The following is a 21068-nucleotide window of genomic DNA, read 5'->3' on the forward strand; positions in this document are numbered from 1 at the left end:
ACTCGGCTACGGGCGTCGCGTCGGCATGCCTCCGGCGTATCGCCACGGACCCGAGTGCGCCCAGGCGCACAGCAGTGGCGACAGAAGCACGCAGCTCCGGCGTCCGCTCCTCCCGGGCGATCCAGCGCAAGTGCGCCGACGAAGTCGCGTTCCGGTTCCTGGCCGCCGACCAGGCACCGGACTTCCGCCCAGGGAGGGCCGGTTCCCCGACCTGATCGACACCGTCCGGGAGGTCCACGTCCCGCCCGCCTGGACGGACGCGGACGCGTTCGTAGCGGAGATGCCCAGCTGGTTCCGCCTTGACCGCACCGAGGGCCAGGAGCACGCTCTGGACGTCGCGGCGGAGAAGGACACCCTGCGCCAGCAGCTGACCGGCTGGCTCGCCGACGCGCGTCTGGCACTCCGCGAAAGGCACAGCGCATGCACGTCGTCCCCGGGCTCAAGGTCCTGTACTTCGGAACTCCGGTGGTGCTGGTCAGCTCACTCAACATGCCGCACCAGCTCCAATCCACGACCGTCTGAGCAGGCAACCGGCGGCCCTCGCCTGCCCCCGAAGGCGTCGACGGACCCGCCCCCTGCGTCGTCCTGGCGCACGGTTTCGGCGGCATCAAGGAGATGCGGGCTCGCAGCCTACGCCGAGCGGTTCGCCGCCGAGGGGCTCGGCGCCCTGGTCTTCGACTACCGGTCCTTCGGCGAGTCCAGCGGGCGTCCGCTCAACCTGCTCGAGATCAAGCGGCTGGTCGCCGACTATCACGCCGCCGTCTCCGCGGCGAGGTCCCGTCCTGAGGTCGACTCCAGGCGTGTCGCTGTGTGGGGCAGCTCCATGTCCGGCGGCACCGTGGTGCTGGTCGCCGCGGAGGACCCGAGCATCGCCGCAGTGGTGTCGCAGGCGCCCCTCGCCGACGGCCGGGCCGCGCTGGTGCACATGGTGAAGAGGTCGGCGACCCATGTGCTGGGCCTGGGCGTGGCGGGCGTCCGGGACGCCCTCGGGGCTCACCTCGGCCGTGAGCCGTACACCGTGAAGGCCGTGGGCCGCCGCGGTGAGCAGGGCGCCGTGCTGGCCACTCCGGACGCCTACGAGGGAATGCTGCGCCTCCTTCCGGCGGAAGCCCTACGACAACGAGGTCAGCGCGCGCGTGATCCTGTCGCTGCCCTTCTTCCGCGCCGTCGTGGCCGCCCCCCGGCTCACCTGCCCCCTGCTGGTCCAGGTGATGGACCACGACGACCTCACGCCGCCGGGCCCCGCTGCCGCTCTCGCGGCCGCGGCTCCGCACGGCAAGCTGCTCGCCTACCCCGGCGGCCATTGGGACCCCTACGTCGGGGAGGGCTTCGACCAGCTGGTTCCCGACCAGATCGCCTTCCTCAAGCGGACTCTCGGGGCTCCAGCCGCTCGGTGACGGTGCGGCGCACCCTCACCGGCGCGTCGGCGGGGACCGCTCCCTCGCCGGCGCCGGTGTCGTACGCACGTCGGTGCGATCTGCCTGATCAAGTCGCCCTCGCGTCAGCACCGCGCACTGTCGGGACTGCCGCAGCGGCTGGCCACACTGGCTGATCCGCGGCACCGGCGCGGGAAGCGTCACCCGTTCGTGAGCGTGCTGCTGATCGCGTGCTCGGCCGTACTGGTCGGGCCCCTCGTTCGCCGTGATCGGCCAGTGGGCCAAGAACGCTCCGCAGGAGGCTCTCGCCCGGCTCGGTGCCCGCACAACCAGCGTGTTCGCCGTCCGCGTTGCGCCGAGCCCGGCGACCGTCCGCCGGATCATCAACACCACCTGTCACGGCGGCCTGGCCTGCTCGGCGCCGACCCGGCCGGGTCCGACACCCCGGCCGTGGACGGCAAGAGCACCCGCGGCTCGTGCAGCGGCGACAGCCCGGCCGCACATCTGCCGGCCGCTGTGACCTGTGCCATGACGGCCGTCACCCAGCTGCGAGTGCCGGACAAGACCAACGAAATCACCTGCTTCGCGGCCCCGTTAGAGCCCTACAACCTGACCGGCGTGAGGTGACCGCCGACGCCCTGCACACCCAGCGCGCACACGCCCACTTCCTCGTCGAGCAGAAGGACGCGCACTATGCCTTCCCCGTCAAGAAGAACCAGCCGATCCCTTATGCGCAGCTCAAGACACTGCCCTGGGACAAGGCGACGGCGAAGTTCTACGACCGGTCCCACGGCAACGGGCGGTTGGAGACCCGGACGGTACAGGTCCTGACGTCACCGCCCTCGGCATCGACTTCCCGCACGCCGCGCAGATCGTCCGCCACCGGACCTGCGTGAAGAGGGGCAGACGCACCCGCGAGACGGTCTACGTGCTGACCGACCTCACCAGCCACCAGGCATCCCCCGAGCGTCTCGCGAAGATCGTGCGCTCGCAGTGGACCATCGAGAACCGGCTCCACTTCGTTAGCCCTCCACCCGAACGCAGGCTGCCGACTCTCGCTCCTCCAGCATTCCCAGCACCGATGCCACCGCGCCCCCCTCGACCATGCAGCGGACACAAGACGTCGCGATGCCTCCCTCAACCCAATCGAAACCATGCCTGACCAGCAGGAATCAAGGGATCACGTTCGGTTGGGATACGGCTTCTGAGGATCGGGGGCGCGGTCGACGATCCAGACGCCTCGTCCCCGGTCGGCCAGGAAGGCCACGAGCGCGAGCAGGAGCGCGCCTCCTGTCACGGCTTGTGCGCCGACTGTCCCGAGGGGGCCGCCGGCGCACAGGACGGTCATGGGGACCGCCGCCCATTCCACGGGAGCGAGCCGTCAACGTAGTGGGGTCGAACCGGAATCGCTACGGCGCCCACGCCCGTAGTGCCGCATCCACCACCGCATCCACCGTGTCGTGACCGAGCCGGGCGCCCACAAGAAAACGCTGGTAGACGAGTGGGCCGACAGCCGTCATGGCGAACGTCTCGGCCGTGACGTCATCGCGCAGCCGCCCCCGGTCGACGGCCGCGGTGATGGCGGGCCGCAGGGCGTCCACGATCTGGGTCAGCAGGGTCTGTCGGAGGTGCTGCATGCCGTCGTCGTACTGTGCCCCGCCCAGTACGGCGGCGAGAACGGCCCCGGCCTGGGCGTCGTCGAGCCGCTCGCCGAGCTGGCGCAGGTAATGGACCAGCTCGGCGCGCGGCTCAGCACCTGACGCCGCCCGCACGTCCTCGGGCGCCGGTGACAGGGGCGGCATACCAGCCTGCAGCGCCGCCAGACGGAGACCGAGCACGTCGGGCCAGTGGCGGTACACCGTGGCCCGGCCGACCCCGGCTCGGGTGGCAACCGCCTGGTGCGTGACGGCCTCCAGGCCGCCCTCGGTGAGCAGCGTGGTGGCTGCGGCCACCATGGCCTCGCGGCTGCGCACCTGGCGTGGATCCACTCGTTCCTCCTGCATGCGCCGCCCTTCGTGTGAGACAAGTTGCCTCACATGCTAGTCGCAAGGCTTCTTGATCCGGAGGCATCGGTCAGCCTGCCGCTAGCCTCGCTGGCGCGCCGGACCAGCGCGTACGAGCGGCTTGTCTGCCGCATGACCATGGTCTGCAGGGCGAGTTGGAGCCCTCGGTCGACATCACCTCCGACCATGAGCCAGAAGTCGGCGGCGTGGTCGGCATACGCCCCCGGGTGGCGTGTCACCAGTTCCTCGTAGCGTCTCGCTGCCCGGTCCCGCCACGGTTGGGCCTCCTGGTGGCGGCCTGCCGCTCGCAGGGTAAGCGCGAGGTGGGCGATGTACTCGGGGTCGTCGCTCGTCTCCGCCAGCGGGCGCAGGCGGGTCACAGCGGTCTCGGGGTCACCCAGGAGCAGGTCGACCTCGGCGAGATGACCGGTCGCCGGGGCATAGCCCGGCACGCGGCGCCGGGCCGCGTCGAACCAGGACCGAGCCGTGGGTAGGTCACCTTCGCGCAGCCACATCACCCCGCGGCGGAAGTCCAGTTGGGCGAGCGGGAAGGGCGAGACGCCCCGGTAGGCGGCGCGCGCCTCGTCGAACACGTGCTCCGCCTCGGCGGTCTCGCCGCGTTCCGCCTGGAGCACGGCGAGAGCCGACAGCATCGTGAAGTCGGACTGGTGGAGGGCTGCGCTCCGCAGCAAGGAGTGGGCTTCGGCGTAGCAGCCGACCGCTTGCAGGATCGCCGCCCGTTCCGCGTCCAGAGTGGCCTGCGCCGCGCCAGCCCGGCGTGCCGCGTCGAGGTCGGCCATGGCCTCGGCGAACCGGTGCAGGGTCGCCCGGGTCCGGGCTCGGGCCAGCAGGGCGGCACGGTCGTCAGGTGCGTTCCACACCATGTGTTCGGAGAGCTGTGCGGCTTGCTCGTAGTCGGCGACGCGGCCCAGGAGGTGTCCGCGGAGTGTAAGGAGGTCGACCAGGGCCGCTTGTTGTGCGACGGCGAGTGGCGCGGTCGAGGCCGCCCGGCGTACGGGTGCGGCCAGGCCGTCGATCTGGGCCGACAGGTTCACCAGGGCCAGGGCGCCGTTGGTCGTGACAAGTTCCTGGTCGGTCGGCTCGCGCCGGTTCTTCATGCTGCTTCCTCCTCCGGCTCCGGCGGGGCGAGCAGCGCGGTCATCACCGTCATGAGGTCCGGCGGGTTCGGGTTGGGGGCCACGAGGTATGGGAAGTCGTGCGTGGCCGGCCGGGTGGCCTGGTCGACGCCGTCGCTGATGCGCGGGCCGTCGACGCCGCCCACCAGGAGTGTGTAAAGGGTGTCCACGATGTCGTCGTTGGGCGCACGGCCACCGCAGGTGGTGTGCTCACGTCCGGCGAGCAGCGCGGTCTCGATTTCGAAGCAGCTGTCCTCGGCGAACGGCTTGGAGATGTCGACGACAAGGAAGTCAGCCAGGAGGAGTTCCGTCATCGGGTGAGTGCCTTGGTCGTCCGGCGGCCAGACGAGCTCGCCGTCGAGGCGGTCGAAGAAGGCCAGGTTGGCGTCGAACCGCGCCCGGTAGGCCCCGGCGTAGTCCGGTCGCACAGCGAAGGCGTCCTCCTCGTTGTAGAGGTCTCGGATCTCCAGGTCGCTGTTGACGGGGTCGTGGCTCTTGCTCGCCAGGACGACGTTCTTGATCTCGGGGCGGCCCATGCGTTCCAGCCGGACCGGGCGGCCGCCGGAGGTCACGGTCTCGCCGACGACGCCGAGCAGGGGGCCACAGTCCAGGCCGAACACCACTTCGGGGTCGACCTCGACGACGATGCTCAGCACGTTCATCCCTTCGAGGACGTTGTTCGCGCCGGGCCGGAAGGCCAGCTTCTGTGTGGCGTCGGCGGCCAGAACGCCTGCGAGGTCGATGAAGAACGGGTCGAGTCGTGGTCCGGCGAAGATCCTCAGCCCTTCGGCCTCGGCGGGTGTGTCGCCGCCGACCTGGAAGAGGACCTGCTCACTGCTGGGCGTCGTGCAGGTGCCTATCTGGACCGGTGCGTCGCTGCCGGGGATCTTACCGGGCGTGGCGAAGGTGAAGTCGAGGCCGTACTCGGTGTCTCCGACAGTGAATGCGGCCCGCTCGGCCGCCGGGGCGACCGGCCGGACCCGGAAGCGGTAGGTGATCGCGTCGGAGAACAGCGCGGTGGGAGCGGCGGCCGGAAACACGTCGAGGACGAGTACCAGGCAGCCGGGGTGGTCCGGGCTGGGGAAGGCGAAGACGTCGGCGACGTCGGACGCAGGGTCGAAGAGGATGCGCGGTCCGGAGAAGTGATCCGCCATCGGGAACTCCTTCGAGTGATGGGTGGGTCGAGGTGTGCCACCTGTGAGACACGATGACTCACAGAGCTGCTGTGGGTCAATCTGTCTCATAGTGGCGAGCGCCATGCGACTGCTTGCGAGTAGTGCATTGACAAGCCGAATCGGCGAACTGATGATGTGATCAGTCCTGCGGAGATGGTCAGAAAGTGGGGCTCGTCCCGCTTGCCCGCCACTCCGTGGTCGCCTATTTATGGCGATACGTGAAGTATTGCCGCCCACGCCCAAGGAGAGGCGCCATGAGCGAGACAGACCTGCACGCCAAGTTCCAGCAGTTCCCCGATGCGGTCCGCGAGAAGGTCGAGACCGCCCTGTTGGACGCGAAGATCGCTCTCAAGGTCAAGGCCGCCGAGATCCTCGTCGACAAGGAGGAGATGGCCGAACACGCGGTCACCACCGCCGGCCGGATCGGCGCCAAGAGCGGTGAGGTGTCCGAGCTGACGACGATCCTGCCGCTGAAGCCGAACGGTGCGGCGCACCTGCGGAAGTTCTTCCGGCTGGTCGGGGGGAACCTGGCGGGCGCCGGTCAGGTCGGCACCCTTCACAACATGCGGTTCGCGTTCCTCGAGAACGACACGAAGCTGCTGTTCGCGACCGCCTTCGACGGCGAGTGGGACCCCTACATCGACGACTTCGCCACCAAGATCCCCGAGATGATGGACTACCTGTTCAGCAATGTCGAGGGCTGGCCCGGCATCACCTCGCCAGATGTGAAGGACTTCATCGTCAAGTACCAGATTTCGGCGGAGGCGTGGTTCGTCGCCCACCCGGGCCTCACCGTCGCGGAGGGCCACCGGCTCAAGCGGCAGGAGGCCGCCGTGCAGCGTTTCCTGTCGGACCTCAACTGAAGGCAGGCGCACCATGCCTTCCCCGCTGTTCCGGCGGCTGCGCCGCCCGCCCACTCTGGATCTCGACGACATCCAGGCGACGTTGCTGCGGGCCCGGCCCGAGCCCTACTTCGGCACCCACGCGATCCTGGAGATCACCGAACCGGCCGCGGGCAGGGAGCTGCTGCGCCGACTGGCCCCGCGGGTGACATCGGCGGCCCGCTGGGACGAGCCGCAGCCTTCCTGGCTGGCCCTTGCGATGAGCTACCAGGGACTGGTCGCACTGGGGCTGCCTGAGACCTCACTGGCCTCCTTCCCGGCCAACTTCCGCGCCGGGATGGCAGCCCGCGCCGAGCGGCTGCGGGACACCGGCGTGAACGCGCCGGACCGCTGGGAGTTCCCCTTCGGCACCCCGCGGGTGCACGCGGCTGTCTCTGTCTACGCCGCGAGCGAGGACGACTGGCGGGCCGAAGTCGCCGCCTACGAGAAGGAGTTGGGCGAGGTACCGGGCGTCCGGCTGCTGTCGCACCAGGACTTCGCGGCCGACGGGTTCAACGTCTTCGGCTACCGGGACGGCTTCAGCCAGCCGGTGGTCGAGGGCAGTGGCGCCGAACCTCTGCCCGGCGACGGACGGCCCATCAAGGCCGGTGAGTTCGTCCTCGGCTACCCGAGCGAGACCGGCGTGCCGCTGCCCGTGCCGGCTCCGGACGTCCTGGGCCGCAACGGCACCTACGTCGTCTTCCGCAAGTACCACTCCCACGTCGCGGCCTTCAACAAGTGGCTGCACGACAACGCTTCCACCGAGGCCGAACGCGAACTGCTGGCCGCCAAGCTGGTCGGCCGCTGGCGCAGCGGCGCACCGCTCGCCCTGACCCCGGAACGGGACACCCCCGCGATCGGTGAGGACCCGAACCGGATCAACGACTTCGACTACTCCGCCGACCCGCGCGGGCTGCGCACCCCGCTCGGCTCCCACATCCGCCGGATGAACCCGCGCGACACCAAGCTGACGGTCCTCACCGACGTCAACATCCGCCGCATCATCCGGCGCGGCACCTCCTACGGCACCCCGCTTCCCCCGGACCGCCTCAAGGACGACGGCACACCGCGCGGCCTGGACTTCATCGCCCTCGGCGCGCGGGCCATCGACAACGTCGAGTTCCTGCAGAGCGAATGGGTCGGTTCCGGCAACTTCATGGGCCTGGGCAAGGAGAAGGACCCGATGATCTCACTCCAGGACAAGGGCGCCTACTTCACCGTGCCCGGGACCCCGCCGCGCCGGGTGCAGAACATCCAGTCCTTCAACACCCTGCTCGGCGGCGAGTACTTCTTCATGCCCAGCCTGTCCGCCATCCGCTGGCTCGGCAGCAACTGACCCCACCTCGCGCGGAGGCACTCCCCATGACCTCGTACGTCCGCTACAGCCCTGACCTCGAACAGCCCTTTCCGGACGAGGACGAACTCGTCCGCCAGGTCGTCGCGGCCATGGGCAAGGCCAACCAGCAGGTCGCCGACAAACACCGGCACGGCCTGCGCGACGCCCACGCCAAGAGCCACGGCGTCCTCGCCGGCGAGCTGCGCATCCAGTCCGGCCTTCCGGCACACCTCGCCCAGGGCCTCTTCGCCGCACCGGCCACCTACCCGGTGATCGTCCGCTTCTCCTCCGCCCCCGGCGACCTGCGCTCCGACCAGGTGCCCGTCCAGCGCGGCCTCGCGATCAAGGTGATCGGTGCCCCCGGGTCGCGCGCCCTCGACGACGGCTTCAGCACCCAGGACTTCCTCCTCGTCAACCACCCCACCCTGCCTTTCGGCAACATCGCCGAGTACGCCAAACTCCAGGACCTGCTGGAGAAACAGCCCCGCCAGAGCGACCAGCAGCTCCAGCTCACCGGCGCGGCCGCCCGAGTGGCCGCCAAGGCCCTCACGCGCGTCGGACGCCCGCTACCGCCTGCCGTCGAGACCCTGGCCGCCGCCAACGACCACATCCTCGGCGAGACCTTCCACTCCATGGCCGCCCTGCGCTACGGCGACCACGTGGCGAAGATGTCCGCCGCGCCCCGCTCGGCGAACGTCAAGGCCCTCACCGGCAGCCACGTCGACAAGAAGGCCGGCGAGTCGGCCCTGCGCGACCTCGTCACCGACTTCTTCGCGCACAACAGCGCCGAGTACGACATCCGCGCCCAGCTGTGCACGGACCTTGACCGGATGCCGGTGGAGGACGCCTCGGTCCTGTGGCCCGAGGAACTGTCACCGCACCAGACCGTGGCCGTGCTGCACCTGCCCGCCCAGGACGCCTACAGCGACGCCCGCCGCCGCTACGCCGACGACGTCCTTTCCTTCAGCCCCTGGCACGCCCTGGAGGCCCACCGCCCGCTGGGCTCCATCATGCGTTCCCGCCGCGCCGCCTACCCCGCCTCCAGCGACTTCCGCCACCACTACAACGGCATCGAGCCGCAGGAGCCGTCCGACATCAAGGAGCTGCCCGCCTGACCAGGTCCCGACCGACCCCGGACGCGTCCGGGGTCGGTCGGGACTCGCGTGCCAGAATGGAGAAGTCCCTTCTCCGCCCTGGCTTCTTCGAGGTTCCTTTCGTGTCCCAGCCCGTCGGCCGCGTGCCCCAGCGACGCAACGCCCGGTCCAACCGGGCCCGGATCCTCGCCACCGCCCGCCAGGAGCTCGGTCGGAACCCCGACATCACCCTGGAGGAACTCGCCCGCGCCGCCGGCGTCGTACGGCGCACGCTGTTCGGGCACTTCCCCGGCAGGGCGGCACTCCTGGACGCGCTGGCAGAGGAGGCCACCGAGGCGCTCCAGGCCGCCGTCGCGGTCGGCGCGGAGGTGACGGAACCGGCCGACCGGGCGCTCGCCCACTTCACGTTGGCGCTCTGGCCCGTGGGCGACCGCTACCGGATGCTCCTGGCGCTGGCCCGAAGAGACCTCGGCATGGACCGCGTCGCCGGGATCCTGGAGCCCGCCCGGGTCAGGGTCACGGCCATCCTGGAGCAGGGACAACGGGACGGCGTCTTCCACACCCACCTGCCGGCCCCGGTGCTGAGCGTCGGCCTGGAGGCGATGACGGTCGCCCTGCTGGAGGAGGTCAACACCGGGGCGCTGGAGGACGACGGCACCCGGGTGGCCGTCACCACGCTCATCGCGGCCGGTGTGCCGGAGAAGCGGGCGCAGATCGTCGTCGACGAGATGGCCGCCACCGAGGCGTGAGTTCGCCCCCCACAGTTCGACGTGACCCCGATGCGAAGCGCCGGGGTCTTTCCTTGTCCGCCCCCGCGCCAGCGTCGTGGCGATGCGGTAGTGCCGGGCCAGCGCCGCCACGTCATATGGGTAGGTCCACTCCGCCCGCCGGACCGGGTCCCGAGGGCCAGGACCAGATCTTCGACGATGCGCACTTCCTAGCGAAACACTTGGCCGGACCGCGCAGTTCGTCGAGGCCGACCTGCATGCCTTGGAACACATTCGGCGGAATCGGGACGGCAAGCGCCGCCTTGCCGTGGTTGAGGTCTTCCAGATGCGCGTTGAATTCTCGTTCCCTGATCAGGTCCACGGGCACAGGCGACTACCACCGGCACGGCCGAACTACCTGGACATACCTCGGCTCGGAACTCCTCCAGGGCGTGTTCCGACGTCCCATCCGTGATCTGCTGACGGGGCTCAGCGAGAGCGCCGTCGTCCCGCCCGGGCTCCCAGCCCTTGAATGGTGCCTGCGCAGTGCGCTCCACCGCGAGCAGCCCGGCGGACGCATGTTCAAGACGAGCCGCAGCCCCGTGGAACGGCAAGGGCACGGACGCGGCACATTGGCCGGCCACCCGCATGGCCAGACGCCGCCAGGCACACGCTTCCACCGCCTCGGCCTGCACCATCGCAACCCGGTTGAGGATCACCAGGACCAACGGAACGCCGAACGAAGCGGTCGTCACGGACGAGAAGACATTGGTGAGGAACGCCTTGTCCGCCCAGAATCCCGCGTGATCTCGCCACCAGCCCAGGCCGAGCAGCGCCATGCCGACCATCCGCAGCGCCGCACCCGGCACTCAACCGCGCGGCGTCTCTTCTCAGATCCCCCCGCACCTGCTCCGCCCCTCCCCGAACGGCTTGATCACCAGCTCCCCGACGCTGCACCGCCCAACTCGGCGTCAAGCCAGTGGTGCCAAACCAAGTCGCCCCCGAAGCCACCCCATAGCGCCTGATCTTCGAAATCATCCTGGAACTGGTCCCGGTTGGGGTCACCTATGAGGGTCCGCTGAACGCCACCCCCAGCCACCCGGGACGGACAGCGAAAAAAGGGGGACGGTGCCGGGTGTCCCCTCCCGGCACCGTCCCGGGGCCGTGCGCCGCTCAGGCACAGCCCGTCCTGGGGGTGGAGGAGGCCGGAATCGGGGTTCCGGCCTCCGGTGTACAGGGCTCAGGCGCCCACGGTCTCGGTCTGCTCCTCGGTCATTGGCGTCGCTTCTTCCTCACCGTGCTTGGAGGTGTGCTTGCGGCCGGGCAGGACGGCGATGACGATCAGGGTCCCGGCGGCCATGATGATGCCGCCGATGAGGCTGGTGTGGGCGATGGCGTGGGCGAAGGACTCGTGCACCGCTCCCAGCAGGGTCTGGGCCTGCTCGGCGCCGCCCTGGGGGTTCTTGGCCACCTGCTCGGCGACCGCGATGCCGCCGCCGACGGAGTCCTTGGCGACGTCCATGGCCTCGGCCGGGAGGTGGCCGCCGACCATGTCGGTGAGCTTGTCCTTGTAGGACGTGGCCAGCAGCGAGCCGAGGATGGCGATGCCCAGGGCGCAGCCGAGTTCCAGGGCGGTGTCGTTGGCGCCGCCGGCGACGCCCAGCTCCGACTCGGGGAAGGAGCCCATGATGGTGTCGGTGGCCGGGGACAGGCTCAGGCCGATGGCGAAGCCGAGCAGCAGCAGGGGCGTGAGGAAGTCGGTGTAGGTCGAGCCCGTCTCGATCCGGGTGAGCAGGAAGACGCCCGCGGTGCCGATGACCATGCCGGTTCCGACCACGATCTTCACGCCCAGCTTCGGGGCGAGCTTGCCGGTAACCGCGGCGCCGACGAAGACCGCACCGGCCAGTGGCAGCAGGCGGATGCCGGTCTCCAGGGCGTCGTAGCCGAGGACGAACTGCAGGAACTGAGTGGAGTAGTAGATCGAGCCGAAGGTGCCGAAGAAGAAGAACAGCACTGCCATCATCGAGCCGCCGAAGGGGCGCTCGGTGAACTTGCGCACGTCCAGCATGGGGTTGGGGTGCTTCAACTCCCAGGCGACGAAGGCCAGCAGACCCACGCCGGCGACGACGGCCGCGGTGATCGGGCCGGTGCCCCAGCCGAAGTGCGGGCCCTCGATGGTCGTGTAGACCAGGGAGCCGACCGACACGATCGACAGCAGACCGCCGACGTAGTCGATGCGGCCCATGCCCTCCGCCTTCGACGGCGGGACCAGCAGCAGCGCGCCGACGACGCCGAGGACGGCGACGGGGACGTTCATCAGGAAGGTCGAGCCCCAGGCGTGGTTCTCCAGCAGCCAGCCGGCGGCGAGCGGGCCGGCGGCGATGGCGAGGCCGGAGGTCGCGGACCAGGCGGTGATCGCCTTGGCGCGCTCGGCGCGCGGGAAGATCGCGACCAGCAGCGAGAGCGTGGCCGGCATGACGACGGCGGCACCGACGCCCATGATCGCGCGGGCTGTGATGACGAGGTTCGTCTCATCGACCAGGCCGCCCATCACCGAACCTCCGGCGAAGATCAGCAGACCGAGGACGAGCGCGCCGCGGCGGCTGTACTTGTCGCCGATCGCGCCCAGCACCAGCATCAGCGCGGCGTAGGGGACGGTGTAGCCGTCGATGACCCACTGCAGGTCACTGCTGGACAGCCCCAGGTCCTTGGTCATGTCGGGGGCGGCCACAACCAACGACGTGTTCGCCATGACCACGATCAGCAGGCTCAGGCACAGGACCAGCAGCGCCCACCAGCGCCGATGGTAGGGCTCCGTCATCTTCTCGACGGGCGTGTTCGGAAAGAGCGGCATGGTCAGGCTCCTCAGCAGGAGGCGAAGCGCACGCTTCGGGGGTGCGGAATCGATGGATCGGTGCACGCGGGGCCAAGAGGGGGCCCGGCACCAGGGCAGCTAATTGCCCGTTGATGTGCAGACTAGTTTATTGCCCGTGGATGTGCAACTATCGAGTCGCCCTCCCCGCCTACCGGAGGTTCGACATGATCCACGCACACTTGACAGCCGCCCCGGAACGCAGCCGAACCCTGCTCACGCGCGCCCGCATCCTTGAGGCGGCCAGGCAGGAACTCGGACGCGACCCCGACAGCAGCCTCGGTGACATCGCCGAGGCGGCAGGGGTGGTGCGCCGTACGGTCTATGGCCATTTCAACGGCCGGGCCGCACTGATGGAGGGGCTGGTGGAGGAGGCCACGTGGGCCTTGCGGCAGGCGCTCGCGGTCCCGCGTGCGCCGGTGGCGGATGCCGTCACGGAGCTGGCGCGCTTCGTCCTCGCGGTGTGGCCGGTCGGAGATCGCTACCGCATCCTGCTCCGCCTCGCTCCCCAGGACCTCGGGGCCGATCGGCTCGCTGAAGTCCTGGCCCCCGCTCGGGACATGGCGGAGGCGATCATCGGCCGTGGGCAACGGCAGGGCGCCTTCCAGACCGGCATCCCCCCGGTCGTCCTGACCCGGGCGCTGGAGGGACACCTGCTAGGGCTTCTCGACTGCGTGAACAGCGGGGTCTGGAGCGACGACGGCACCGGCACCGCGACCGCCGCCCTGATCGCGATGGGCGTGGCAGGAGACAGCGCTGCGGCGTGCGTCCGCGGGCTTGTCCGGCCCGAGGGCGACGCCGCGTAGGCGCGCACTTCCCAAGCACCACTCGAAGAGGAGAACCGTGTATCAGTCCCACCGCGACGAGGAGTACGTCGGCGAGGCCTACTACGGCGACGGCTCCGTGTACGTGAGCCCTCCGACCCGGACCAGACGGCGGATGATCATCGCCGCGGCGTCCCTGGTGGCCCTGCTGGTCGGCGGAGTCGCGGTCGACCGGATCGCCGCTGTTCGCGCGGAGAGCCGTACGGCCAAGGCGTTCGAGGACGGCATGGGAACCGCCGATCGGCCGTCGGTGCACGTGAGGGGATTTCCCGTACTGAACCAACTGGCTGCGGGCAGTTTGGACCATGTCGACCTGACCGCCCACGACATTCCGGCCGACGGCACCACCCTGCCGCTCCCGGTGACGAGGCTGACGGTCGGGATGGACGGGCTGAAGACGTCGGGGAGCGCCGACGAGGCTCACGCGGACGGCGTCACAGCGACCGCGTTCCTGTCGTACGCGGACGTGTCGAGCGCGCTCGGCGTGCAGGTGTCACAGGGGGACGAGTCCGGCCGGGTCAACGCGACCGCGAGGCTGCCGCTCGTCGGCGACGTGACCGTGAGCGCGGCCGTCTCGGCGGCCGGCGGCAACCGCATCGCCTTCACGGACGTACGCGCGGAGCAGGGCGAACTGCTCCCGCCGCTGAAATCACTGCTCGACAAGGCCCTGGACGAGCCCATTCCGCTGCAGAACGTGCCCGAAGGGCTCCGGCTACGGTCGGTCACCACCAGCGAGGACGGAATCGACGCCCGCTTCACAGGCCACTCGGTCACGTTCCACCCGGACTCGTCGTCCGCGTGAGGTCAGGCGGCGTCAGGCAAGGGGCGTCGGGCGACCTCGTGCGCTTCGTCCGCGGGCAGGCCCAGCATCCGCAGGACCATCTCGGCGAGGTTGACCGCGGCCTCGTCGCCGTCCACGTCGGGGCGGGCGAACCGCAGCTCCACCAGGGACAGCAGGGTTCCGCCCAGTGCGGACAGGGCGGCCACGGGGTCGACGGGCGTGAAGCGGCCGGAGGCGATGCCGACCTGGAGATCACGCAGGGCGCGTCGGGCCAGTCCCTTGCCCGAGTGGATGTGCGCGAGGCCGCGGCGGCGCAGGACCTGCATCAGCTCCGGGTGGGAGTCGGCCATGCGGGCACTGAGCCGGAAGCCGCCCGCGACCCGCTCCGCCGGGTCGTCGACCCCCGTCAGACGCTCGTCGAATTCCTGCGCGAACTCCTCGAGGGCGTCGATCACCGCCGCCTCGAACAACTCCGCCTTGGAGTCGAAGTGGTTGTAGAAGGAGCCGAAGCCCACGTCCGCGCGCTCGGCGATCGCCTGGATGCTCGCGCTGGTGTCGCCGCTCTCGGCGAGTATCTGCCGGGCCGCTCGCACGAGAGCTCCACGGGTCTCTGCGCGACGTCGCTCGAACCGGTTGCTGGGCGGGGCTGACGTAGACATGCGCAGAAGTCTAACGGTTACCCGATGCAGATCGCAGTCCTGATGAATTCATCATTTCCTGCAGCGAACGCCTTGACGACGGAACTGTCACAGTTGATGATTTCCTCATTGCGGCAATGTTGCTCGGAGGGCACCATGTCTGAAACACGCGTCAACGGGGACGTCATCACGGCCCACCAGGACCTCCACAGTGAGCAGGGCGCCCTGCGCGGCGAACACCCCGGCCGCTCCCGGAACCCCGTGATCAAGGTCGCGGACCTGGCCTGGCTGGAGTTCGAGAAGCCCGACCTGGACCGGGCGGAGGTCTTCGCCCGCGACTTCGGTTTCGGCGTCGCCGCCCGCACCGAGAGCGAGCTGTGGCTGCGGGGCAGCTTCGCGGGCTCGCCCTGCATGGTGATCCGGCGTGGTCGTACGTCCCGTTTCATCGGTCCGGCGTTCCGCGCCGCCGAGCGGGGTGACCTGGACCGGCTGGCCCGCGCGACGGGCAGGGACGTGCGGGACGCCGACGTGCCTGGTGGTGGCAAGGTCGTCGACCTGCTCGACCCGTCGGGCTTCCCGGTGCGTGTGGTGCACTGCAGCGAGCGGCTGCCCGCGCTGCCGGAACAGCAGCCGCTGCTGCTCAACTTCGGTACGGATCACCGTCGTACGAACACCACGCAGCGGCCGCCGCGCGAGCCGTCCCGCATCCAGCGGCTGGGCCATGTGGTGCTGGAGACACGCGTGTTCGCCCGGGCCCTGGACTGGTACCTGGACACCCTCGGGATGATCGTGTCCGACTTCCTGTTCCTGGACGGGCAGCGCGGGCGCGGTCCGACGATGGCGTTCATCCGCTGCGACCTGGGCAGCGTGCCGGCCGACCACCACACCCTCGCGATGCACCTGGGGCCGGGCACGGGGTACGTCCACTCCGCTTACCAGGTCACCGACCTGGACTCGATCGCCGCCGGTGGGGAGTACCTCAAGGAGCGTGGCTACAAGCGCAGTTGGGGCATTGGCCGGCACATCCAGGGCAGCCAGCTGTTCGACTACTGGCGCGACCCCGACCGCTTCATGCTGGAGCACTTCGCCGACGGTGACCTGTTCTCCTGCGACGTCGAGCCCGGGTGGGCGCCCATGTCGACCAGCGGCCTGGCCCAGTGGGGCCCGCCGGCCACCCGCGACTTCCTCGGCGCGAGCCCCTCCCCGCAGCGGGTCCGCGATGTCATCGAGGCTCTGCGCGGCGACAACGAGATGGACCCGGCACGACTGTTCGGCCTGCTCAAGGCCGCCAACTCCTGACCCCCGCACGCGAATCCCCCTCACAAAGGCACTGACATGAGCACCAATGTCCTGCGCACCGCTGACGGCTGGTGGGTCGTCCTCGGCGAACGCGCCGTCCCGGTCGACACCAAGGCCGCCACCACCGCCGAACTGCTCGCCGACCGCGACGCCGTACGAGAGGCGGCCCTCTCAGCTGAGGCGGGCACACCCGTTGCCGACCTGGTCGCGCTCTCGCCGGCAACCACCCCCTGCCGGGTGGTCGCCCAGATGGTCAACTACCGCAGCCACGCCCGCGATTCGGGTTTCAAGGGCGACATCCCGCCGGCCTTCTTCCGTAAGGCGTCAGGCTCGGTGAGCGGCCCCGGCGAGGCCGTCGTCCGCCCCTCCCACGTGAAGTTCCTCGACTACGAGATCGAACTCGGACTCGTCATGGGCGCGTCCCTGCCCGTCGGCACCGTCGTCGAGGAGCGGGATCTGCCGTCGTACGTCGCCGGGCTGGTGATCACCAACGACGTCAGCGCGCGTGAGGTGCAGCTGACCAAGACGCAGTTCTACGAGAGCAAGTCGTACCCGACCTTCACGCCGACCGGCCCGTACCTGTCGTTGCTGGAGCCGGAGGACTTCGCCCATCTCCTGGACCTGCGGCTGAAGTTGAGCGTCAACGGCGAGCTCCGCCAGGACCGCACCCTGGCCGACATGATCGTCCGTCCGGCCGAGGCACTCACCCTGCTGGCCCGCTTCCAGACCCTGGACGCCGGTGACCTGCTGCTCACCGGCACCCCCGGCGGCACCGCCCTGAAGGCCCCGCCGAAGGCCGTCGAGAAGATCGGCGCGCTGCTGCCTCCCGCGGTGAAGTGGAAGGCCTTCTTCAAGAGCCAGGCCAAGAACCCGCACTACCTGAACCCGGGCGACGTGATCACGGCGACGATCGCGACCCCCGACGGCCGCATCGACCTCGGCGAGCAGCGCACGCCGGTCGCGGACGCGAACTAACACCCGAGGTGAGCCGCACATGAACGTCGACGAAGCCGCACGTGTGCCCGTCGTGATCGTCGGCGCCGGGCCGGTGGGCGTGACCGCCGCCCTCCTCCTGGCCCGGCGCGGAGTCCGCAGTGTCGTCCTCGAACGCCACCGGTATGTCTACCCGCTCCCGCGCGCCGTCGCCAATGACGATGAGATCCACCGGATCCTGCAGGCCGCCGGAGTCGGCGAGGAGTTCACCGCGATCTCCCGCCCGACGAAGGGACTGCGGCTGCTGGATGCCCGGCACCGGGTGATGGCCGAGTTCCGGCGCTCCCAGCAGGGGCACCACGGGTATCCGCAGTCCAGCATGTTCGACCAGCCCGAACTGGAACGCGTGCTGCGCGACGCCCTGGCTCAACGCCCGGAGTGCGAGCTGCGCGGCGGCGTGGAGGTCACCGCCGTCGGCCCGGACACCACAGGCCCCGTACGCGTCACCTACCGCGACGACGATCGCGAGCATGAGCTGTGGGCCGACGCGGTCCTCGGCTGCGACGGCGCCAACAGCCTCACCCGCGAAGCCATCGGCGGCGTCTGGGAGGACCTGCACTTCGAGGAGAAGTGGACCGTCATCGACGCCGAGACGACGGGCCCCGTCCGTTGTTGGGAGGGCGTCGATCAGGTCTGCGACCCGGACCGGCCGGGGACCTTCATGCGGGTGAACGAGACCCGCTACCGCTGGGAGTTCCGGCTCCGGGACGGGCAGCAGTCGGTCCGCGAGCTGATCGCCCCGTGGCTGCCGGCCTCGTACGACGGGGACTTCGAGGTGGTCCGCGAGACGCAGTACACCTTCCGGGCCCGCGTCGCCGACCGCTGGCGCAGCGGACGGGTCTTCCTGCTCGGCGACGCCGCCCACCTCACCCCGCCCTTCATCGGACAGGGCCTGTGCTCGGGACTGCGGGACGCCTACAACCTCACCTGGAAACTCGCCCGCGTCCTCCAGCAGGGCGGCGACGAACGGCTGTTGGAAACCTACGAGAGCGAACGCAGGCCGCACGCCCGTCATGTGGTCCGCCTCGCGGTCGCCATGGGCTGGGCCATGACCGGCGGCCAGGACGGCGCCGCCGCGATCCGCCGCCGGGCGCTGGCCGCCGCCTGCCGCATGCCCGGCCTGACCGAGCTGGCCGGCCGCGACCTCAGCCCGCCCCTCACCGCCGGACCGCTCGTGCGGCGCGGGGTCCGCCGACGCCTGGCGGGCACACACTCTCCACAACCGTGGGTGAGCGTCGACGGACGGCGTACCCGTCTCGACGAGCTGCTCGGCGACTCCTTCACCGTGCTGACCGCCACCGAACCCGGCCCCTCCCTGACGGCGCTTGCCCATAGCCTCGGTATACGCGCGCTCTCCGTGGCCGGCCTCGGCGACGACGGCACCCTCGCAGCCTGGCTGTGCGGCGGACGCGCGGACGCGGTCCTGCTGCGGCCCGACCGCGTCGTGATGGACGTCGTCCCCTCGGGCAGTCACGACTTCACGTCGACCGCCGCCTGGGCCTCCCTGCTGCACACCACCCGAAGCCCCGTCCCTTCCGAACGGACGGCACCGAAAAGCCTGTTGAGGAGTACGACGCGATGAGCACGCCCTTCTTCACACCCGACCCGCAGACGGCGGCCGTCAGTCGCATCGCGGACTTCGCCCGGCGTCAGGGCATCGCCCCCGACGACTACGCCGCCCTGCACCGGTGGTCGATCACCGACCTGGAAGGCTTCTGGGGCGCGGTGTGGGAGTACTTCGACATCGACGCAGACACCCCCTACGAGAGTGTCCTGGCGGAGGACCGGATGCCCGGCGCCCGCTGGTTTCCCGGCGTCACCCTCAACTACGCCCACCACGCCCTGCGCAATCTCGCCGACGAGGCCGTGGCGATCGTCGCCCTCGACGAGACCGGTTCCGGGTACGAGATGACCGGCGCCCGGTTGCGTGCCCTGGTGGCGTCCGTGGCCGCCACCCTGCGCGAACTCGGCGTCGGCAAGGGCGACCGGGTCGTCGGCTATCTGCCCAACACCCCGCACGCCATCGTCACGTTCCTCGCCGCCGCGAGCCTGGGCGCCGTGTGGTCGGTGTGCGGGCAGGACTACGCTCCCAAGGCCGCCGCCGACCGCTTCGCCCAGCTCGAACCCACCGTGCTGATCGCCGCCGACGGCTACCTCTTCAACGGCACCACCCACGACCGCCGCGACGCAACCCTCGAACTCGCGGGCGCGCTGCCGACCCTGAAGGCCACCCTGTTGGTGGACCACGTGGGCCTGCCGTGGCCGTCGCAGGCCTACCCGTCGCTGGTCGTCCCCTGGGAGGACGCCTCGACCCGCACCGAGCGACTCGACTGCGTACCGGTCCCGTTCGACCATCCGCTGTGGGTCGTGTTCTCCTCCGGCACCACCGGCCTGCCCAAGGGCATCGTCCACGGCCACGGCGGCGTGCTCCTGGAGCACCTCAAAACCCTGGCGCTGCATTCGGACTTGGGCCCCGGCGACCGCCTGCTCTGGTACACCACCACCCACTGGATGATGTGGAACCTGGTCGCCTCCACCCTCCTGACCGGCGCCACGACCTGCACCTACGACGGCAGCCCGGCCCCCTACACCAAGGTCGACCGCCTCTGGGAACTGGCCGCCCGCCACCGGGTCACCGTGTTCGGCACCAGCCCCCAATACCTGCTCGGCATGGCCAAGTTCGGCATCGACCCCTCCGCGCACGACCTCTCGGCGATCCGGGTGGTCGGCTGCACCGGCTCCGCGCTGCCGGCCTCCGCCTATCCCTGGGTCCGGGATCACGTCGGTGACCGCCTGCTGCTGGCTTCCATCAGCGGCGGCACGGACGTCGTCTCCGGCTTCGCGGGCAGCGCGGCCAACACCCCCGTCTGGGCCGGAGAGCTGTCGGCTCCGAACCTGGGTGTGGCGCTGGCCGCGTACGACGCCGAGGGCTTCCCCGTCATCGACCAGGTCGGCGAGCTGGTCGTCACCCGCCCCATGCCCTCGATGCCGCTGTACTTCTGGAACGACCCGGAGGGCACGCGCTACCGCGACGCCTACTTCTCGGCGTACCCCGGGGTGTGGCGGCACGGCGACTGGATCACGGTCACGGGGCACGGCTCGGTGATTATCCACGGCCGCTCCGACTCGACGCTCAACCGCAACGGTGTACGGCTCGGCAGCGCCGACATCCACGATGTCGTCGAACGCCTCCCCGAGATCACCGAGGCCCTCGTCATCGGCGCGGAGGAACCCGACGGCGGCTACTGGATGCCCCTGTTCGTGGTCCCGGCGGCCGGGGTGACCCTGGACGACACCCTGCGCGAGAAGATCCGCGACGCCGTCCGCACCGGCGCCTCACCCCGCCACGTCCCCGACGAAGTCCTCGAAGTGCCGGGCATCCCGCACACACGCACCGGCAAGAAGCTGGAGGTCCCGATCAAGCGGCTGCTCCAGGGCGCCGCGGTGGAGCAGGTCGTCAATCCGGCCACTGTGGACAGCCCCGAACTCATCGACCACTACGTCCGGCTGGGCGCCGAGCGCCGCAAGGGCAGGTCCGCCTCATGACCACCGCGCTCGCTGTCGCCCTGTCTCTGATCTTCCTTCCGCTAGGGCTGGCGAAGCTGGCCTCGGCGCCGTTCATGCGCCAGGCGGCGGCCCATCTCGGCTTGCCGGTACGGCTCTACCGCGTCGTCGGCGCCCTGGAGGTGGCCGGGGTCGCCGGACTGCTGACGGGGCTGACCTGGACGCCGCTGGGCGTGGCCGCCGCGACAGGCCTCGCCCTGCTCATGGCCGCCGCGGCGGTGGTCCACCTGCGCCACGGCGACCCGCCGCCCCGAGCCGTCCCGGCCGCCGTAATGGCCCTGATCTCCTTGACATACGCGGCAACGGCGATGACGTCCGGCTAACGCGTTCTGGACGGCCGGGCACGGGCGGCGGCCCCCTGTGAGGGGGCGGCCGCCCCTCCCCGGCTC

20 protein-coding genes and 2 pseudogenes are annotated in these 21068 nt (G+C 70.3%); 16 read left to right on the top strand and 6 right to left on the bottom strand.

From position 1 onward, the window contains the following. From ACGFNV_RS44245 to ACGFNV_RS44265, 5 genes and pseudogenes are all read left to right on the top strand, one after another. Nucleotides 1-215, top strand: a pseudogene (locus ACGFNV_RS44245) (hypothetical protein); the annotation flags it as partial. Nucleotides 216-544: 329 nt separating this feature from the next. After that, nucleotides 545-901: pseudogene (locus ACGFNV_RS44250) on the top strand (alpha/beta hydrolase); the annotation flags it as partial. Between the two features lie 235 nt (nt 902-1136). Continuing rightward, nucleotides 1137-1397 carry a hypothetical protein gene (locus tag ACGFNV_RS44255; RefSeq protein ID WP_393631161.1) on the top strand — a complete coding sequence of 87 codons (261 nt, stop codon included), beginning with the start codon at nt 1137-1139 and terminating at the stop codon, nt 1395-1397. 429 nt (nt 1398-1826) lie between these two features. Then, nucleotides 1827-2003, top strand: coding sequence for a hypothetical protein (locus tag ACGFNV_RS44260; RefSeq protein ID WP_393631068.1), 177 nt, complete (start codon nt 1827-1829; stop codon nt 2001-2003). Beyond that, nucleotides 2000-2272, top strand: coding sequence for a hypothetical protein (locus tag ACGFNV_RS44265; RefSeq protein WP_393631069.1), 273 nt, complete (start codon nt 2000-2002; stop codon nt 2270-2272). Before ACGFNV_RS44260 ends, ACGFNV_RS44265 begins: the two co-directional genes overlap by 4 nt. Before the next feature lie 513 nt (nt 2273-2785). Here ACGFNV_RS44265 and ACGFNV_RS44270 read toward each other — a convergent pair. Genes ACGFNV_RS44270 through ACGFNV_RS44280 form a run of 3 tightly spaced genes read right to left on the bottom strand, consistent with a single transcriptional unit; the run spans nt 2786 to nt 5669 of the window. Beyond that, nucleotides 2786-3379 (bottom strand): TetR/AcrR family transcriptional regulator, encoded by a 594-nt coding sequence (locus ACGFNV_RS44270; RefSeq protein WP_393631071.1) that lies wholly within the window; start codon nt 3377-3379, stop codon nt 2786-2788. A gap of 29 nt (nt 3380-3408) precedes the next feature. Next, complete coding sequence (locus ACGFNV_RS44275) at nt 3409-4497, bottom strand: tetratricopeptide repeat protein (RefSeq protein WP_393631072.1); 1089 nt, start codon at nt 4495-4497, stop codon at nt 3409-3411. Beyond that, nucleotides 4494-5669, bottom strand: a complete 1176-nt coding sequence (locus ACGFNV_RS44280; RefSeq protein ID WP_393631074.1) for a DUF4331 family protein — start codon at nt 5667-5669, stop codon at nt 4494-4496. Before ACGFNV_RS44280 ends, ACGFNV_RS44275 begins: the two co-directional genes overlap by 4 nt. 275 nt (nt 5670-5944) lie before the next feature. Here ACGFNV_RS44280 and ACGFNV_RS44285 point away from each other — a divergent pair, with 275 nt between their 5' ends. From ACGFNV_RS44285 to ACGFNV_RS44300, 4 genes are all read left to right on the top strand, one after another. After that, nucleotides 5945-6553, top strand: coding sequence for a hypothetical protein (locus tag ACGFNV_RS44285; RefSeq protein ID WP_393631076.1), 609 nt, complete (start codon nt 5945-5947; stop codon nt 6551-6553). A 13-nt stretch (nt 6554-6566) separates the two neighbouring features. Further along, on the top strand, nt 6567-7907 hold the full coding sequence (locus ACGFNV_RS44290; RefSeq protein ID WP_393631077.1) for a Dyp-type peroxidase: 1341 nt from the start codon (nt 6567-6569) through the stop codon (nt 7905-7907). A 26-nt stretch (nt 7908-7933) separates the two neighbouring features. Then, nucleotides 7934-9022, top strand: coding sequence for a catalase family protein (locus ACGFNV_RS44295; RefSeq protein ID WP_393631079.1), 1089 nt, complete (start codon nt 7934-7936; stop codon nt 9020-9022). A gap of 101 nt (nt 9023-9123) precedes the next feature. Continuing rightward, a complete protein-coding gene (locus ACGFNV_RS44300) occupies nt 9124-9750 on the top strand; it encodes a TetR/AcrR family transcriptional regulator (protein ID WP_030250837.1) in 627 nt (208 codons plus the stop codon). Between the two features lie 112 nt (nt 9751-9862). Here ACGFNV_RS44300 and ACGFNV_RS44305 read toward each other — a convergent pair whose 3' ends face one another. Continuing rightward, nucleotides 9863-10090 carry a hypothetical protein gene (locus tag ACGFNV_RS44305; RefSeq protein WP_393631081.1) on the bottom strand — a complete coding sequence of 76 codons (228 nt, stop codon included), beginning with the start codon at nt 10088-10090 and terminating at the stop codon, nt 9863-9865. 858 nt (nt 10091-10948) lie between these two features. Beyond that, nucleotides 10949-12562, bottom strand: coding sequence for an MFS transporter (locus tag ACGFNV_RS44310; protein ID WP_393631083.1), 1614 nt, complete (start codon nt 12560-12562; stop codon nt 10949-10951). A 185-nt stretch (nt 12563-12747) separates the two neighbouring features. On the opposite strand from ACGFNV_RS44310, the gene ACGFNV_RS44315 reads away from it, so the two are divergent. Beyond that, complete coding sequence (locus tag ACGFNV_RS44315; protein WP_123980001.1) at nt 12748-13386, top strand: TetR/AcrR family transcriptional regulator; 639 nt, start codon at nt 12748-12750, stop codon at nt 13384-13386. 37 nt (nt 13387-13423) lie between these two features. Continuing rightward, complete coding sequence (locus ACGFNV_RS44320) at nt 13424-14206, top strand: DUF2993 domain-containing protein (protein WP_393631085.1); 783 nt, start codon at nt 13424-13426, stop codon at nt 14204-14206. Between the two features lie 2 nt (nt 14207-14208). Here ACGFNV_RS44320 and ACGFNV_RS44325 read toward each other — a convergent pair whose 3' ends face one another. Then, nucleotides 14209-14844, bottom strand: a complete 636-nt coding sequence (locus tag ACGFNV_RS44325) for a TetR/AcrR family transcriptional regulator (RefSeq protein ID WP_393631087.1) — start codon at nt 14842-14844, stop codon at nt 14209-14211. A 135-nt stretch (nt 14845-14979) separates the two neighbouring features. On the opposite strand from ACGFNV_RS44325, the gene ACGFNV_RS44330 reads away from it, so the two are divergent. Genes ACGFNV_RS44330 through ACGFNV_RS44350 form a run of 5 tightly spaced genes read left to right on the top strand, consistent with a single transcriptional unit; the run spans nt 14980 to nt 21002 of the window. Further along, the gene (locus ACGFNV_RS44330) at nt 14980-16122 is read left to right on the top strand and encodes a VOC family protein (RefSeq protein WP_393631088.1); all 1143 of its coding nucleotides are present in this window, start codon (nt 14980-14982) and stop codon (nt 16120-16122) included. A gap of 36 nt (nt 16123-16158) precedes the next feature. Continuing rightward, nucleotides 16159-17097, top strand: coding sequence for a fumarylacetoacetate hydrolase family protein (locus tag ACGFNV_RS44335; RefSeq protein ID WP_393631090.1), 939 nt, complete (start codon nt 16159-16161; stop codon nt 17095-17097). Nucleotides 17098-17116: 19 nt separating this feature from the next. Then, complete coding sequence (locus ACGFNV_RS44340) at nt 17117-18697, top strand: bifunctional 3-(3-hydroxy-phenyl)propionate/3-hydroxycinnamic acid hydroxylase (protein ID WP_393631091.1); 1581 nt, start codon at nt 17117-17119, stop codon at nt 18695-18697. Next, the gene (locus ACGFNV_RS44345; RefSeq protein WP_393631093.1) at nt 18694-20661 is read left to right on the top strand and encodes an acetoacetate--CoA ligase; all 1968 of its coding nucleotides are present in this window, start codon (nt 18694-18696) and stop codon (nt 20659-20661) included. The genes ACGFNV_RS44340 and ACGFNV_RS44345 overlap by 4 nt, the downstream gene beginning before the upstream one ends. Further along, nucleotides 20658-21002: a DoxX family protein gene (locus ACGFNV_RS44350; protein ID WP_030250875.1), complete on the top strand. Its 345-nt coding sequence runs from the start codon at nt 20658-20660 to the stop codon at nt 21000-21002. Before ACGFNV_RS44345 ends, ACGFNV_RS44350 begins: the two co-directional genes overlap by 4 nt. The last annotated feature ends 66 nt before the right edge of the window (nt 21003-21068 follow it).

This window comes from Streptomyces sp. NPDC048751 (genome assembly GCF_043198595.1).
Lineage (GTDB): Bacteria > Actinomycetota > Actinomycetes > Streptomycetales > Streptomycetaceae > Streptomyces.